The 15,434-nt window shown below is 43.8% G+C and carries 15 protein-coding genes; 10 read left to right on the top strand and 5 right to left on the bottom strand.

Going from position 1 to position 15,434, the window contains the following annotated elements; translation table 11 throughout:
- The first annotated feature begins 224 nt into the window (after positions 1–224).
- Positions 225–2,105, top strand: a complete 1,881-nt coding sequence (parE, locus tag L4D20_RS19255) for a DNA topoisomerase IV subunit B (RefSeq protein WP_428803212.1) — start codon at positions 225–227, stop codon at positions 2,103–2,105.
- A gap of 3 nt (positions 2,106–2,108) precedes the next feature.
- On the top strand, positions 2,109–4,373 hold the full coding sequence (parC, locus tag L4D20_RS19260) for a DNA topoisomerase IV subunit A (protein ID WP_428803213.1): 2,265 nt from the start codon (positions 2,109–2,111) through the stop codon (positions 4,371–4,373).
- Between the two features lie 188 nt (positions 4,374–4,561).
- On the opposite strand, the gene degS is transcribed toward parC, so the two are convergent.
- From degS to zapG, 3 genes are all read right to left on the bottom strand, one after another.
- Positions 4,562–5,626 carry an outer membrane-stress sensor serine endopeptidase DegS gene (degS, locus tag L4D20_RS19265; protein ID WP_428803214.1) on the bottom strand — a complete coding sequence of 355 codons (1,065 nt, stop codon included), beginning with the start codon at positions 5,624–5,626 and terminating at the stop codon, positions 4,562–4,564.
- A gap of 154 nt (positions 5,627–5,780) precedes the next feature.
- A complete protein-coding gene (locus L4D20_RS19270; RefSeq protein WP_428803215.1) occupies positions 5,781–7,148 on the bottom strand; it encodes a Do family serine endopeptidase in 1,368 nt (455 codons plus the stop codon).
- A gap of 129 nt (positions 7,149–7,277) precedes the next feature.
- The gene (gene zapG / locus L4D20_RS19275) at positions 7,278–7,727 is read right to left on the bottom strand and encodes a Z-ring associated protein ZapG (protein WP_428803216.1); all 450 of its coding nucleotides are present in this window, start codon (positions 7,725–7,727) and stop codon (positions 7,278–7,280) included.
- A gap of 144 nt (positions 7,728–7,871) precedes the next feature.
- Here zapG and zapE point away from each other — a divergent pair, with 144 nt between their 5' ends.
- The 8 genes from zapE to sspB all read left to right on the top strand — a co-directional run bounded on the left by zapE (position 7,872) and on the right by sspB (position 14,211).
- Positions 7,872–8,975, top strand: coding sequence for a cell division protein ZapE (zapE, locus tag L4D20_RS19280; protein ID WP_428803217.1), 1,104 nt, complete (start codon positions 7,872–7,874; stop codon positions 8,973–8,975).
- Positions 8,976–9,222: 247 nt separating this feature from the next.
- Complete coding sequence (gene rplM / locus L4D20_RS19285; protein ID WP_010434689.1) at positions 9,223–9,651, top strand: 50S ribosomal protein L13; 429 nt, start codon at positions 9,223–9,225, stop codon at positions 9,649–9,651.
- Positions 9,652–9,664: 13 nt separating this feature from the next.
- Positions 9,665–10,057, top strand: coding sequence for a 30S ribosomal protein S9 (gene rpsI / locus L4D20_RS19290; protein ID WP_248009878.1), 393 nt, complete (start codon positions 9,665–9,667; stop codon positions 10,055–10,057).
- Between the two features lie 333 nt (positions 10,058–10,390).
- On the top strand, positions 10,391–10,984 hold the full coding sequence (gene petA / locus L4D20_RS19295; protein ID WP_428803218.1) for a ubiquinol-cytochrome c reductase iron-sulfur subunit: 594 nt from the start codon (positions 10,391–10,393) through the stop codon (positions 10,982–10,984).
- Entirely contained in the window at positions 10,984–12,249 is a 1,266-nt protein-coding gene (locus L4D20_RS19300; protein ID WP_428803219.1) for a cytochrome b, read from the top strand. Before petA ends, L4D20_RS19300 begins: the two co-directional genes overlap by 1 nt.
- Positions 12,246–12,983: a cytochrome c1 gene (locus L4D20_RS19305; RefSeq protein ID WP_428803220.1), complete on the top strand. Its 738-nt coding sequence runs from the start codon at positions 12,246–12,248 to the stop codon at positions 12,981–12,983. Before L4D20_RS19300 ends, L4D20_RS19305 begins: the two co-directional genes overlap by 4 nt.
- A 91-nt stretch (positions 12,984–13,074) precedes the next feature.
- A complete protein-coding gene (sspA, locus tag L4D20_RS19310; protein WP_248009882.1) occupies positions 13,075–13,710 on the top strand; it encodes a stringent starvation protein SspA in 636 nt (211 codons plus the stop codon).
- A gap of 6 nt (positions 13,711–13,716) precedes the next feature.
- Positions 13,717–14,211 carry a ClpXP protease specificity-enhancing factor gene (sspB, locus tag L4D20_RS19315; protein WP_428803221.1) on the top strand — a complete coding sequence of 165 codons (495 nt, stop codon included), beginning with the start codon at positions 13,717–13,719 and terminating at the stop codon, positions 14,209–14,211.
- 63 nt (positions 14,212–14,274) lie between these two features.
- Here sspB and L4D20_RS19320 read toward each other — a convergent pair whose 3' ends face one another.
- On the bottom strand, positions 14,275–14,841 hold the full coding sequence (locus tag L4D20_RS19320) for a BON domain-containing protein (protein WP_428803222.1): 567 nt from the start codon (positions 14,839–14,841) through the stop codon (positions 14,275–14,277).
- Positions 14,842–14,843: 2 nt separating this feature from the next.
- Positions 14,844–15,434: a phosphoheptose isomerase gene (locus L4D20_RS19325; protein ID WP_428803223.1), complete on the bottom strand. Its 591-nt coding sequence runs from the start codon at positions 15,432–15,434 to the stop codon at positions 14,844–14,846.

Raw genomic sequence — 15,434 nt, forward strand, 5'->3', positions numbered from 1 at the left:
CTGTTACTTACCTATCTCTCTTGACATAAGAGAGCCACTTCCAGACTATGTTCTACCTATACTTTTGTTGTTGTGAACGCTGATTGTTTCAGCAAATTTGTCACTTTTAGTACGATTACTGCGCTTTGGTCTCTATTGATGCCATATTCGCAAGAAGTGTTAACAGTCTCTCTATACCAACAGCAATATAATGACTTAATTATCTACTAAGTATATTCCGTATTATGACTGAACAATATAATGCTGGGGCCATTGAGGTACTCAATGGTTTAGAACCAGTACGTCGCCGACCAGGGATGTATACGGATACAGCGAGACCTAACCACTTAGGTCAAGAAGTTATCGACAACAGTGTCGATGAAGCGCTAGCCGGACATGCCTCAAAGGTACAAGTAATTCTTCATGCCGATCAATCATTAGAAGTAATTGATGATGGTCGTGGTATGCCTGTTGATATTCACCCTGAAGAGAAAATCTCAGGCGTTGAGCTTATTTTTTGTAAGCTGCACGCTGGTGGTAAATTCTCGAACAAAAACTACCAGTTCTCTGGTGGTCTGCACGGTGTGGGTATCTCGGTTGTTAACGCATTATCTAAACGCGTTGAAGTAACCGTGCGCCGAGATGGCCAAGTCTATGAAATGGCGTTTGAACACGGTAATAAAGTTGAAGAACTGACAGTGACAGGCACGTGTGGCCGTCGCAATAAAGGCACCAGTGTTCATTTCTGGCCTGACGTTAGTTATTTCGACTCTGGCAACTTCTCTGTTACTCGACTCATCAATAACCTACGAGCCAAAGCGGTTCTTTGCCCTGGTCTTGAGATCACGTTTAGTGACAAGGTCAATGGCAATGATCATAAGTGGTTCTATGAAGATGGCTTAAAAGATTACTTAGCAGAAGGCGTGAAAGGATACACAGTTATCCCAGAAGCACCGTTTACGGGTGAGTTTTCAGCAGAAACAGAAGCTGCGAACTGGGCCATAATCTGGCAGCCAGAAGGCGGTGATATGATCACCGAAAGCTACGTTAACTTGATCCCGACCGCACAAGGCGGTACGCACGTTAATGGTTTGCGCCAAGGCTTACTCGATGCAATGCGCGAGTTCTGTGAGTTCCGTAATCTGCTTCCGCGTGGCGTTAAGCTAACAGGTGATGATGTCTTTGAACGCTGTTCTTACGTTCTGTCCGTTAAGATTCAAGATCCACAATTTGCAGGGCAAACAAAAGAGCGCCTCTCTTCTCGTCAAACCGCAGCCTTTGTTTCTGGTGTGGTTAAAGACGCCTTTAGCCTGTGGTTAAACGAAAAACCACAACTCGCGGAACAGCTTGCTGAGGTCTGTATTGCTAATGCGCATCGTCGTATGCGTGCAAGCAAAAAAGTGGTGCGTAAGAAAGTCGCATCAGGTCCGGCTCTACCGGGCAAGCTTACCGATTGTTCAGCGCAAGATTTAAGCCGTACTGAAATCTTCTTCGTCGAAGGGGACTCTGCGGGAGGCTCTGCTAAGCAAGCTCGTGATCGTGAGTTTCAAGCGGTTATGCCACTGCGTGGTAAAATCCTTAACACTTGGGAAGTCTCGGCAGATCAAGTATTGGCGTCTCAAGAAGTTCACGATATCTCGGTTGCACTGGGTATCGACCCTGACAGCGATAATCTTGAAAGCTTGCGTTATGGCAAAGTCTGTATCCTTGCCGATGCGGACTCGGATGGTCTGCACATCGCGACCCTTCTTTGTGCGCTCTTTACTCGTCACTTCCGTGCGTTAGTAGAAGCTGGCCATATCTATGTTGCTATGCCGCCACTTTTCCGTATTGATTGCGGCAAAGAGGTTTTTTACGCCCTCGATGAAGATGAAAAAGAAGGCGTACTTGAGCGACTGAGCAAGAAGAAAGCCAAGATTAACGTACAGCGATTTAAAGGTCTGGGTGAGATGAACCCCCTTCAGCTGCGCGAAACGACAATGGATCCGAATACTCGTCGATTGGTTCAGCTCACTATTGATGATAGTGAAGCGACCATGGAAATGATGGATATGTTGCTAGGTAAGAAGCGTGCTGATGATCGCCGCTCATGGTTACAAGCTAACGGCGATATGGCAGAGGTTTAATCAATGTCCACTGAAATTACTTATGATGGCGTAGAACAGTTGCCAATGCGCAAGTTCACCGAAGACGCTTATCTAAATTACTCTATGTACGTCATTATGGATCGTGCCTTGCCATACATTGGTGATGGCCTAAAGCCGGTTCAACGACGTATTATTTATGCAATGTCAGAGCTTGGTCTCTCAGCATCATCAAAATATAAAAAATCAGCGCGTACTGTTGGTGATGTATTAGGTAAGTATCATCCTCACGGTGACTCTGCTTGTTACGAAGCGATGGTATTGATGGCTCAGCCATTCTCATATCGCTATCCGTTAGTTGATGGCCAAGGTAACTGGGGTGCGCCCGATGATCCTAAATCATTCGCTGCAATGCGTTATACCGAAGCAAAACTGTCTAAATTCGCAGAAGTACTGCTTGGTGAGCTAGGTCAAGGCACAGTTGAATGGCAGCCAAACTTTGATGGCACGATGAAAGAGCCACAAATGCTGCCTGCGCGTCTGCCTCATATATTACTGAACGGTATTACGGGTATCGCGGTAGGTATGGCAACGGATATTCCACCACATAACGTGCGTGAAGTCGCCAATGCTGCAATCCATCTGTTGGATAACCCCAAGGCAGAGCTAAGCGATGTCATGGGCTTTGTTCAAGGGCCGGATTACCCAACTGAAGCTGAAATTATTTCACCTAAAGCTGATATTGAAAAGATTTATCGCACTGGACGCGGCAGCATCAAAATGCGCGCAGTCTGGCACAAAGAAGGCAATGATATTGTAATTATGGCGCTGCCTCATCAGGTATCGGGTGCTAAGTTATTAGAGCAAATTGCCGCTCAAATGCGTGCGAAGAAATTGCCAATGGTTGATGATCTTCGTGATGAATCGGATCATGAAAACCCAACTCGCATTGTCATTGTTCCTCGTTCTAATCGTATCGATTGCGATCAGTTAATGAATCACTTGTTCGCTTCGACTGATCTTGAGAAAAACTTCCGCGTTAACTTAAACATGATTGGCTTGGATGAGCGACCACAAGTTAAAGGATTAGTACAAATCCTAAATGAGTGGATTGAATTCCGCCGAACTACGGTTCGTCGTCGTCTTCAACATCGCTTAGACAAAGTCCTTGCTCGCCTGCACATCTTAGAGGGTTTGTTAGTTGCGTATCTCAACATTGATGAAGTGATAGAAATCATTCGTACTGAAGACGAACCACGTCCAGTATTGATGAGTCGCTTCAATATTTCTGAAACGCAAGCTGATGCCATTCTGGATATTAAACTTCGTAATTTAGCTAAATTAGAAGAGTTTAAGATCCGTGGTGAACAAGATGAGCTAGAAAAAGAGCGTGATAAACTTGAGAAGCTGCTTGGCTCTGAGCGTCGTCTAAGTACGCTAATCAAAAAAGAAATTCAGGCAGATGCTGATAAGTACGGCGATGATCGTCGTTCTCCTCTTATTGAACGTGCAGAAGCGAAAGCGCTGACCGAACGTGACCTTATTCCGAGTGAGCCCATTACGGTTGTTCTTTCTGAAAAAGGTTGGATTCGTCATGCGAAAGGGCATGAAGTGGATGCCGAAACACTGAACTATAAATCGGGTGATAACTACTTAGCTCATGCTCGCGGTAAGAGCAGTCAGCAAGCGGTGTTCTTTGCAAGTGATGGCCGCAGTTACTCACTTGAGTCGCACTCTCTTCCTTCTGCTCGTAGCCAAGGCGAACCGATCACTGGCCGATTAAATATCAGTGTGGGTAGCTCGATGCGTCAGGTTATCATGGGTGAAGAAGAGCAACTTTGGTTAGTGGGCTCAGATGCAGGTTACGGTTTCGTCTGTAAAGGCAGTGACCTCCTGTCTAAGAATAAGAGCGGTAAGGCGTTAGTTAACTTGCCTCAGAACTCTGAAGTGATGCCACCGGACACGGTAGGCGATCTCGATTCTGATGAGATATTGGCGATTACCAATCAAGGTCGAATGTTGTTATTCCCTATTAAAGATCTACCACAACTTGGTAAGGGTAAAGGGAATAAGATCATCAACATTCCAGCAGCTAAAGCGAAAGAGCGTGAAGAGTTTGTCTCACACCTTATCGCTTTACCTCAGGGAGCTTCGCTAACGATTTATGCAGGCAAGCGTAAGCTAGGTCTTAAGCCTGCTGATCTTGATAACTTCCGTGGTGAACGTGGCCGTCGAGGTAGCTTATTGCCACGAGGGTTACAGCGTGTTACTCGGATTGAGCTTGAAGCCAATTCGGCAGAAGAGAGCTAAGACCAATTGTTAAAGTAATAAAAATGAAGCTCCTAATGTTAGGGGCTTCATTGTTTTTGGGGAAAATTAATTATTAAGTTATTACTTTCTAGAGTAACTTACTTTTAGAGCCACCAGCTTCTAAAACGGTTCACCTTTAAGACGCAGCTAGAGCAAGGCATTCAAAATTAAAGCGATTTCGAAAATGCCTATTCGCGAGAGTCTTCAGCAATGGTCACTGGCAAAGTAAGCTCTTCGCCTTTTCTCAATATCAGTACTTCAACTTCTGTACCTGGGCGAAGGTCTGTAACGATATCCATGACACTTTGACGTCCATTAACCTTGTGCCCATCAATTTTGAGAATAATGTCTTGAGCGACAAAGCCAGCTTTAGCGCCAGGACCATTAGGGTCAACGCCTAACACCACAATGCCACCTAAGTGTTCATTTCCTAGTAATCGAGAGGTAACTGAGTTTATATCTTGACCATCAATACCAATATAGCCACGAATCACTCGACCATCAGCAATGATTTTATTCATAATTTTATTTGCAAGGGTATAAGGAATCGCAAATGAGATGCCGTAGGTTTCTAAATCAGTCGCCTGTTGGAAAGAAGCGGTGTTGATGCCAACAAGTTCACCCTGACTGTTGACTAGTGCGCCACCAGAGTTACCTTGATTGATAGCAGCATCGGTTTGAATGAATGCTTGGCGTCCATCTGCGCTGATAGAAGATCGGCCTGTTGCTGAGATGATGCCAAAGGTAGTCGTTTGACCCAGGTTATATGGGTTGCCTATTGCAAGAACGACATCCCCCACCTTTGCTGCGTAATTTGGGTTTTGCGGAATGATAGGCAGATTAGTACCTTCAATCTGTAAGATAGCGATATCGGTGCGGCGGTCTTTTCCAACCAGTTGTGCGGCTGCGACACGCCCGTCTTGAAGAGCTACGATGATTTGATCTGCTTGGGCAATAACGTGGTAGTTGGTAATAATGTAGCCTTTCTCACTGACTATTACCCCTGATCCAAGGCCCTGAGTGGAAAGCTTAGTGCGATTATCTTCAGTGTATTTTCGGCTGTAAATATTAACGACAGCGGGTGCTGCTTTTCGAACCGCGTCATTAAATGATAATTGCGGAGAGGTAAAGCTATCCGTTACCGAAGGAATAACTTGTGGCAAAAGGTTTGGGCGTAACGATGGGATAGCAAGTAATAAAATGAGTGCTGTTGCCAAACCTAAAATAACCGAACGTAACATGAACCTCAGCATACTTTCCTCAGAAATAGAATAATAACCCTAAAAATCAAACGTGTTTTTACCGCGTGCGCTGTCGAAGCATAGCATTAGATTGATAAATAACAAAAAGGCGACACCTTTATTGGTGTCGCCTTTTAACATTTTTAATGGCTGATTTTTAAATCAGTTATCTGACAACGAGATAAATAGTTCGATCACCACGCTGAATGTTAAGCGCTAAAACCCCCGGTTTTTGATCGATAATCGCCCTGAGGTCTGCGATGTTCTTAACTCGTTTACGGTTCACCCCGATAATGATGTCTCCAGCTTGAAGTTGATACGCTGCGGCAGAGGAGCCTTCTTCAATATTGGATACTTTAATACCTTCAATGACATCATTGTCTGTTGTGTTGGTTAGTTCCGCACCGGATAAACCGGCATGCAATTTATCAGCGGCAGTTTTACTGGTCGTTTGCTCACCAAGGGTCACATCAAAATCCATGGTTTTCCCATCACGAACGACGCCTAAAGTAAGTTGTTTTCCCGCTCCTAGAGTGGCGACTTTAGCGCGAAGTTCACTAAAGGTATCGATTTTTTTACCATTGATAGTGGTGATAATGTCACCCGCAAGTAAGCCTGCATCATCGGCTGCACTATTAGGGATGACTTGACTAACAAACGCGCCTTTACTTGATTCATAGCCTAGGGCTTCTGCGAGTTCAGAGGTGATCTCTCCACCTTGGACACCAAGCATGCCGCGTTTCACTTCGCCAAAATCGAGTATTTGCCCTGTCAGGTTTTTCATCATATTGGCAGGAATCGCAAAACCAATGCCGACGTTGCCGCCATTTGGTCCAAGAATAGCGGTATTGATACCAATTAGCTCACCGTTTAGATTAACCAGAGCGCCACCGGAATTACCGCTATTAATCGCGGCATCGGTTTGAATAAAGTTTTCAAAGTTTTCTAGGTTAAGCCCACTTCGACCTAAAGCGGATACGATTCCAGAGGTGACGGTTTGCCCCAAGCCAAATGGGTTACCAATGGCAACCGCAAAATCACCGACTCGCAATTTGTCAGAATCAGCTAATTGAATTTGAGTAAGGTTCTTTGCTTCTTCTAGCTTGAGAAGTGCAATGTCGGACATTTGATCACCACCAACGAGCTCTGCGTCATATTCTCGTCCATCTTTCAACTTCACCCGAATTTTTTCGGCGCCGTTAATGACGTGGTAGTTGGTAACAATATGCCCTTGCTCTGCGTCGATAATAACGCCGGAACCAAGCCCTCTGAAAGGTCTTTCTTGTACTTGGTCAGTTGGAAAGTCAGGACCAAAGAAGAAGCGAAATTGTTCTGGAAGTTGTTGCCGAGAAACTTGTGTGCCTTCAACGGCAATGCTCACTACAGCGGGAGTCACCGTGTCGAGCATAGGTGCTAGGCTAGGTAGAGCTTGATCATTGACTAAGACAGGTAAAGCGGCAGTAGCAGATGCAGGGATGATGATTGAACTTAAGCTGAGGGTGAGGGACGTTAATAAAAGCAAAGGTTTTTTCATCTGATAACTCCAATTAGATTAAGATCTTACTTTCAATGCATTGGTTGGCGTTGAAATGACAAAAGACACTAGTCTGAGTTATGACTCAAAAACCTTTACTTAGTTCCCATTCAAAATTAATTCACAAGATTAAGAAGCTTTAGCTGTAACGACTTCTTCTGAATGAATGATCTCTTTCTCTTTATCTGTAAACAGCCCGGTTGGACCTTTAGCGTAATCTTTTGGTGCCTGATCCGCTGTATTGATTGTTTCTACCGTCGATTCTTCATCGGCTTGAAGGGTAATCTGTTTGGTAAAAGGATTGTCTTGCTCAGGCTGGTTCGGTAGTAGCTCGGCTGAGGTTTTTGCCATATGTTGATAAAGCTTGGTGTAATCTTTTCCTAGCGTATCGAGCATCTCGGCACTTTGTGCGAAATAGTCAGTCAGTTCTTGCTTCTGCTGCTCAAGAGCGAACTTTGCGGTGTCTAAGTCTTTTTGCACAGACTTTTGTTTTTTATATTCAGGCGTCGTGAAGCGACCGAAAATAACTCCTAATACAGTACCAATTAATAAGCCTACAACGGCGTAAATCCAAGGCATAATAGCTCCTTATTGACTGAGAAATTAACATGCTCGTTACCACTTGCTTACACATGTATAATTGGCATGTTACTATGAGCTGAAGGCTCGATAAAGAGAAATGCAATTATTTTGCAGGGTTAATTTGTAGTAAGCGATTTTGATATGACACCAAAACAGAAGTATGAGAAAGATATAAAAGAGCATGGTTTTCAAAGGGATGATGCGCAATCTGAAGCGGTTGAGGCACTGGATAATCTTCATCATCAGATTGTTGAATATATCAATACCCCCAAGGTTTCACTTACTCGTTGGCAAAAACTGATTGGCAAAAAGGCTAAGTCGGCTGAGGTACCTGATGGACTGTACTTTTGGGGGGGAGTCGGTCGAGGTAAAACCTATTTAATGGATTCATTTTTTGATTCATTGCCGAGTGAAAAAAAAATGCGCGTTCATTTCCATCGTTTTATGTACCGTGTCCATGACGAATTGAAAGCACTAGGAGAGGTGGCAGATCCTTTGGAAATCGTCGCGGATAAATTTAAACAAGAAACAGACATCATCTGTTTTGATGAGTTTTTTGTTTCCGATATTACTGATGCGATGATTTTGGGCACTCTATTTCAAGCGCTATTTGAGCGACAAGTTATCCTGGTTGCGACCTCTAATATTCCACCTCACGATCTCTATCGAAATGGATTGCAACGAGCAAGGTTCATCCCTGCGATTAATTTGATTCAGAAGCACTGTACGGTGATGAACGTTGATAGTGGTGTGGACTACCGTTTGAGAACATTAGAGCAAGCTGAGATTTATCACTATCCACTTGATGAAGTGGCGAACAAAAATTTATATCGCTATTACGCTCAGCTTGTTGGTGAAGATAAACCAATCCAGACGAGTATCGATGTGAATCACCGAATCATTGATGTGATAGAGGCAAGTGATGGCGTGTTACACGCAACCTTTGAGCAGCTTTGTAAAAGTGCCCGTAGTCAAAACGATTACATCGAGATCTCCAAAATCTATCACACTGTACTGCTTGCCGATGTCGAATTGATGGTTGCGAGTCTTGATGATGCCGCGAGACGGTTCATTGCTTTGGTAGATGAGTTTTATGAGAGAAACGTAAAATTGATTATCTCAGCAGAGGTGGCACTTGAGAGTCTATATAATGGCGAATTTCTCGAATTTGAATTTAAACGTTGTCAGTCAAGATTGATTGAAATGCAAAGTCATGATTACTTGGCGAAAGAGCATCTAAGCTAGTTGATTATTTGAGCGGTACGAGCGCGCCAAAAAAAATCGTGATTTTATTCAAAAAGAGGTGATTTTTTCTTCGCTCTTCTCTATAATCCTGCGACCTACCGTTACTGCGGGCCTCTAACGATGAGTAAAATCACGTTACGCCAAGAGTTTTCCAACACTCGAAGGGGTGATGAATGGTAACTCTTAGACAGTGGGAATACGTAAGTATTCCTTAAGTGTAAATTTTTTTAAATAGGTAATTATTAGCATGAAAACTTTCGTTGCTAAACCAGAAACTGTAAAACGCGACTGGTATGTTGTAGACGCTGAAGGCAAAACTCTTGGCCGTCTAGCAAGTGAAATCGCTTCTCGCCTACGCGGCAAGCACAAAGCAGAATACACTCCTCACGTAGACACTGGTGATTACATCATCGTTGTTAACGCTGAGAAAGTTGCTGTAACTGGTAACAAAGCTAAGGGTAAGGTTTACTACCGTCACTCTGAGTTCCCTGGTGGTCTTAAAACAATCACTTTTGAAAAGCTAATTGCTAAGAAACCAGAAATGGTTCTTGAACTAGCAGTTAAAGGTATGTTGCCACGTGGTCCACTAGGCCGCGCAATGTACCGTAAGCTTAAAGTATACGCTGGTACTGAGCACAACCATGTTGCTCAACAGCCACAAGTACTAGACATCTAAGGGGATTAAGACAATGGCAGAGAATCAATACTACGGCACTGGTCGTCGCAAAAGCTCAGCAGCTCGTGTTTTCATCAAACCAGGCAGCGGTGAGATCGTAATCAACAAGCGTAGCCTTGATGTTTACTTCGGTCGTGAAACTTCTCGTATGGTTGTTAAACAACCTCTTGAGCTAGTTGAACTAACTGAGAAATTAGACCTATACATCACTGTTAAAGGTGGTGGTATTTCTGGTCAAGCAGGTGCTATCCGTCACGGTATCACTCGCGCGCTAATGGAATACGATGAGTCTCTACGTCCTGCGCTACGTGCAGCTGGTTACGTTACTCGTGACGCTCGTTGCGTTGAACGTAAGAAAGTTGGTCTACGTAAAGCACGTCGTAAACCTCAATTCTCTAAGCGTTAATTTTTCTTTTACAGAAAAATACATGCTCCAGTTTCAGTACTGGAATTGTGGTTCAAAAGCCTGGCTATATGCCGGGCTTTTTGTTTTTTTAACATCTGAAAATTCTTCCTATTTATCCCCCTCGATCCCTTTCCCTTTTAATTCAGTCTCTTTTGTGACCTAGGATAGGCTTTCCCCTTTGAATGTTACAAAAAGGTAGCTTTATCTTGTCAAAAAGTAGGGTTTTAATTATCATTTGCAATCAAATAAATATAATTAAAATTTTACTTTGTTAGCCATGCTCTGTAAGCGGAATATCTACTATCCAAAGGGAGCAAATGGGAGAATGTTTGGATGAGCAACGCGCCTTTAAATAACGGTCGTAGACGTTTCTTAACTGCCTCAACTGCGGTTGTTGGTGGTTTGGGAGCAGCAGCGGTCGCCGTTCCTTTTATTAAATCTTGGAACCCAAGTGAGAAAGCGAAAGCTGCTGGTGCACCAGTAGAAGTCGATATAGGTAAACTCGAAGAAGGTCAGATGGTTCGTGTTGAGTGGCGAGGTAAACCTGTATGGGTTGTTCGTCGTGCTCAATCAGTCGTCGATGGGCTTAAAGCTCTAGATGGTCAATTACGCGATCCTAGCTCTGGTGAAGAACAGCAGCCTGTATATGCCCAAAATGCTTATCGTTCGATTAAGCCAGAGTATTTTGTTGCAGTGGGTATTTGTACTCACTTAGGTTGTTCGCCTACGTACCTACCTGATAGCTTTAGCGAGCAGGTTCAGGGCGTTAAGTCTGGTTTCTTCTGTCCTTGTCACGGCTCTAAGTTCGATATGGCTGGACGTGTATTCCAAGGAGTTCCAGCGCCGCTCAACTTAGTTGTACCGCAACATATGTATATGAGCGAAACCAAAATTATGATCGGTGTTGATGACACAGGGGAGGCATAATGCAAGCGCTACTTGATTGGGTAGAAAAACGTCTACCAGTGATGGATTCTTATAAAAAGCATCTATCTGAATATCCAATGCCAAAAACGTTCAACTTTTGGTACTTTTTCGGTTCACTGGCTATGTTGGTTTTAGTTAACCAAATCCTTACGGGAATCTGGCTAACAATGAACTACGTTCCTTCTGGTGAAGGGGCATTCGCTTCCGTTGAATACATCATGCGTGATGTGGAATATGGTTGGCTACTACGTTATATGCACTCTACAGGCGCGTCTGCGTTCTTTGTTGTGATTTATCTGCACATGTTCCGTGGGTTGATTTACGGTTCTTACCAAAAGCCTCGTGAGCTACTGTGGCTATTTGGCATGCTGATCTTCCTAGTGCTTATGGCTGAAGCCTTTATGGGCTACTTGCTACCTTGGGGACAAATGTCTTACTGGGGAGCACAGGTAATCATCTCGCTATTTGGGGCTATTCCCGTTATAGGTGATGACCTAACACTATGGATTCGTGGTGACTATGTTATTTCCGGAGCAACGTTAAACCGTTTCTTCGCGCTTCACGTTATCGCACTACCTATTGTTTTGTTGCTTCTTATTGTTCTTCACGTTCTAGCGCTACATGAAGTTGGCTCTAACAACCCTGACGGTATTGAGACTAAATTACCTAAAGGCTCTATGGGTGATGACTATAAGACACAGTTTAAATTCCACGATAATTACTCTAAGAAATACGACATTATTGATTGTATTCCATTCCACCCTTATGGAACGGTTAAAGACTTAGTGGGCGTTGCCGGTTTCTTATTCCTATTTTGTTACGTGCTGTTCTTTAATCCAGAGATGGGCGGTTATTTCCTTGAGCCACCTAACTTTGAAGCAGCAAACCCACTGAAGACTCCAGAGCACATTGCTCCGGTATGGTACTTCACGCCGTTCTACGCAATTCTTCGTGCTGTTCCAGATAAGCTTCTGGGTGTCGTCGCGATGGGTGCGTCTATTGTGGTGTTGTTCCTTCTACCTTGGTTTGATCGCTGTAAAGTACGTTCTTACCGTTACCGTAGTAAGCTACATCTGATTAATATTATTCAGTTCACTATCAGCTTCATTGCGCTAGGTGTATTGGGTGCGCTTCCAGCCACTGCAACATATACATTAATGGCTCAAATCTTTAGCTTAGGTTATTTCATGTTCTTCGTACTTCTGTGGTTCTACAGTAAGAATGAGGCTACGAAACCGTTACCAACTAGGGTGAAATTCAAATGAAGAAGTGGATTGTAATTTTATTTGCGATGTTACCTGCGATGGTGATGGCAGCGGGCGCAAAGGTTCCTTTAGACAAAGCAAACAACGACATGTCTGATAAGGCGTCTTTGCAAAATGGCGCGAAGTTATTCATGAACTACTGTTTTGCTTGTCATGCAACGCAGTATCAGCGTTACGAACGAGTTGCGAAGGACCTTGATATCCCTCTTGATCTCATGATGGAAAACCTTGTTTTTGACCCAGAGGCAAAAATTGGCGATCTAATGGTGAGTGCAATTCCTCAAGATTCTGCTGCTAAATGGTTCGGTGGACCACCACCAGATCTAACATTAGTAGCTCGAGTTCGCGGTACTGACTGGCTTTATACGTATCTTCGTTCATTCTACGCAGATCCAAGCCGTCCATTCGGTGTCAATAACACTGTTTTCCCTAGTGTCGGTATGCCGCACGTTCTTGAAGAACTGCAAGGTATTCCTCGCGCGATTTACGAAACTAAGATTGTAGATGGCAAAGAGAAACAGGTGATTGTTGGAATCGAAACTGACGGTTCTGGTGAGCTAAACAATGAAGAGTATGATTCAGCGGTTCGTGATTTAGTGAACTTCTTAGAATACTCGGGTGACCCGGTAAAATTAGAGCGTCAAGCTTTAGGTTGGTGGGTCATGGCTTTCTTAGTTATCTTAACTATCTTTATAGTGTTGCTTAAGAAAGAGTATTGGCGTGATGTGCACTAAATATGCTATAATCGCACGCTGATTTTTATTATGTACAATGGAGGCTAAGCCTCCATTATTTTTTGTATCTGTAAGTATGCTGGAGGGCTCCATGGCTGTAGCTGCCAATAAACGTTCTGTGATGACATTGTTTTCAAGTGCATCTGATATGTATAGCCATCAGGTTCGTATTGTCCTGGCTGAGAAAGGCGTAAGTGTTGAGATCGAACTCGTTGATGAAGCTAATTTGCCTAACGAGCTTATCGAACTTAACCCGTACAAATCCGTACCAACGCTAATCGATCGTGAACTTGCACTGTACGACTCAAAAATCATTATGGAATACCTCGATGAGCGTTTTCCTCACCCACCACTGATGCCTGTTTATCCAGTAGCTCGTGGTAATAGTCGTCTGATGATCTACCGTATTGAGCGTAACTGGTATTCACTAGCTGAAAAAGTAGTGAAAGGTAACGCTGAAGAAGCAGAAAATGCTCGCAACAAGCTTCGTAACGATTTACTCACTCTTGCTCCTGTATTTGCAGAGTACGAGTACTTCATGAGCGAAGAGTTTAGCTTGATTGACTGCTACTTAGCACCGCTATTATGGCGCCTACCTCAACTTGGTATTGATCTTGTTGGCCCTGGTTCAAAAGAGCTTAAAATTTACATGAGCCGAGTATTTGAACGTGACTCTTTCTTAGCTTCTCTAACTGAAGCTGAGCGTGAGATGCGTTTAAGCCGATAGTTATTGATGGATATTGAGAAAATGACTCCACGCCGCCCATATATGCTCAGAGCATTTTATGAGTGGCTAGTGGATAATGATTTAACACCTCACTTAGTTGTTGATGCAACTATGCCGGGTGTTAGAGTTCCTCAAGAGTTTATTCAAGATGGCCAAATCATTTTGAATATAGCGCCTAGAGCGGTGGGGAACTTAGAGCTAGGAAACGACGCCATTACTTTTAGCGCTCGTTTTAGTGGTCGTCCTCATTCTGTTATTGCCCCTCTTTACGCGGTACAAGCAATTTACGCGAGAGAGAATGGGGCAGGAACGATGTTCGACCCTGAAGAGGCTTACCTTGACTCTGAATCACAAATCAGTGATGTAGAGGAAGAGGCACCCGTTAGCAGCTTAACTTCTGTTTCTGAAGATGAGACAACTGTTGAAGTGTCAGAAGGTGATACGCCCTTAGACGAGCCGCCCAAACCGAAAGGTCGCCCTAGTTTACGAGTAGTTAAATAAAAAAAGCAGCTTAATAGCTGCTTTTTTATTATCTAAAATTACTGTTTATCAGGGTGTTTGGCTTCAATCACCATATTGAAAGGCTCGAACCACCTGTTTTACGCCTGAAATGTTACGCGCCACCTCAGTAGCAATATCAGCGTGTTCTTGAGATACGTACCCTAGCAAGAAGACTTCTTTATCTTCAGTGATGACTTTCACTGTGACACCGCTTAACTCTGATTTTGTTAACAGTGCCGATTTGACCTTGGTCGTGATCCAACCATCACTGCTCATGGCTGTAACCGACAATGGCTCTTTAATTCGGATTTGATTGTGTATCGTATCAACCCCTTTAATCTTTTGAGCTTGCTCGATAAAGCTATCCAGTTGGTTCTGTGTTTTCGCTTGACCAATCAGTACTACCGTTCCATTGTATGAACTTGCTGTTATACGTACTTCCCCTCGAAATGGGGATTTATTTCCAAGACCGGCAACTTCAAATTCTATATTGCTGTCATTCCACTTATCTTTAGTGGTTCTAGAATCTGCGATTACTGAATCTTGTGTACTGCCGGGGCTTGAAAGCCCTGCACAGCCCGTAAGGGAAAGCATGGTCAAAATGATGACTAAATAGTGTGGTGCTCTCATTGCTACTCTTCGTGCGCTGGAAATAATACTTGGTCAACAAGATCACATAAACAGTGAAGAGTAACCATATGTACTTCATGAATTCTTGGCGTTCTGTGAGAAGGGATGCGAATTTCGACATCATGTTCACCCAGCAACCCTGCCATTTCACCACCATCTTTACCGGTAAATGCAATAATTGTCATATCTCGAGTCACCGCAGCTTCCATCGCTTTAATGATGTTCTTGCTGTTACCGCTGGTCGAAATGGCTAATAAAATATCACCGGCTTGCCCAAACGCACGTACCTGCTTTGAAAAGATTTCTTGATAATGGTAGTCATTAGCAACAGCAGTCATGGTGGTATTGTCAGCCGTCAAGGCCATTGCTGGCAGGCTAGGGCGCTCTGTTTCAAATCGATTTAGAAAGCAGGAGACAAACTGCTGAGCATTTGAGGAAGAGCCTCCATTACCGCAGCAAAGAATTTTATTGCCGTTTAGCAGGCTCGCCACCATCGCTTGCGCGGCATGAGTTATAGCATCCGGGAGAGCTTCGGCTGCTGCAATTTGAATTTGAATGCTTTCAGTGAAGCTGTCTTTAATGCTGTCTAGCAT

The sequence above is a fragment of the Vibrio kyushuensis genome, assembly GCF_050337325.1.
GTDB lineage: Bacteria > Pseudomonadota > Gammaproteobacteria > Enterobacterales > Vibrionaceae > Vibrio > Vibrio kyushuensis.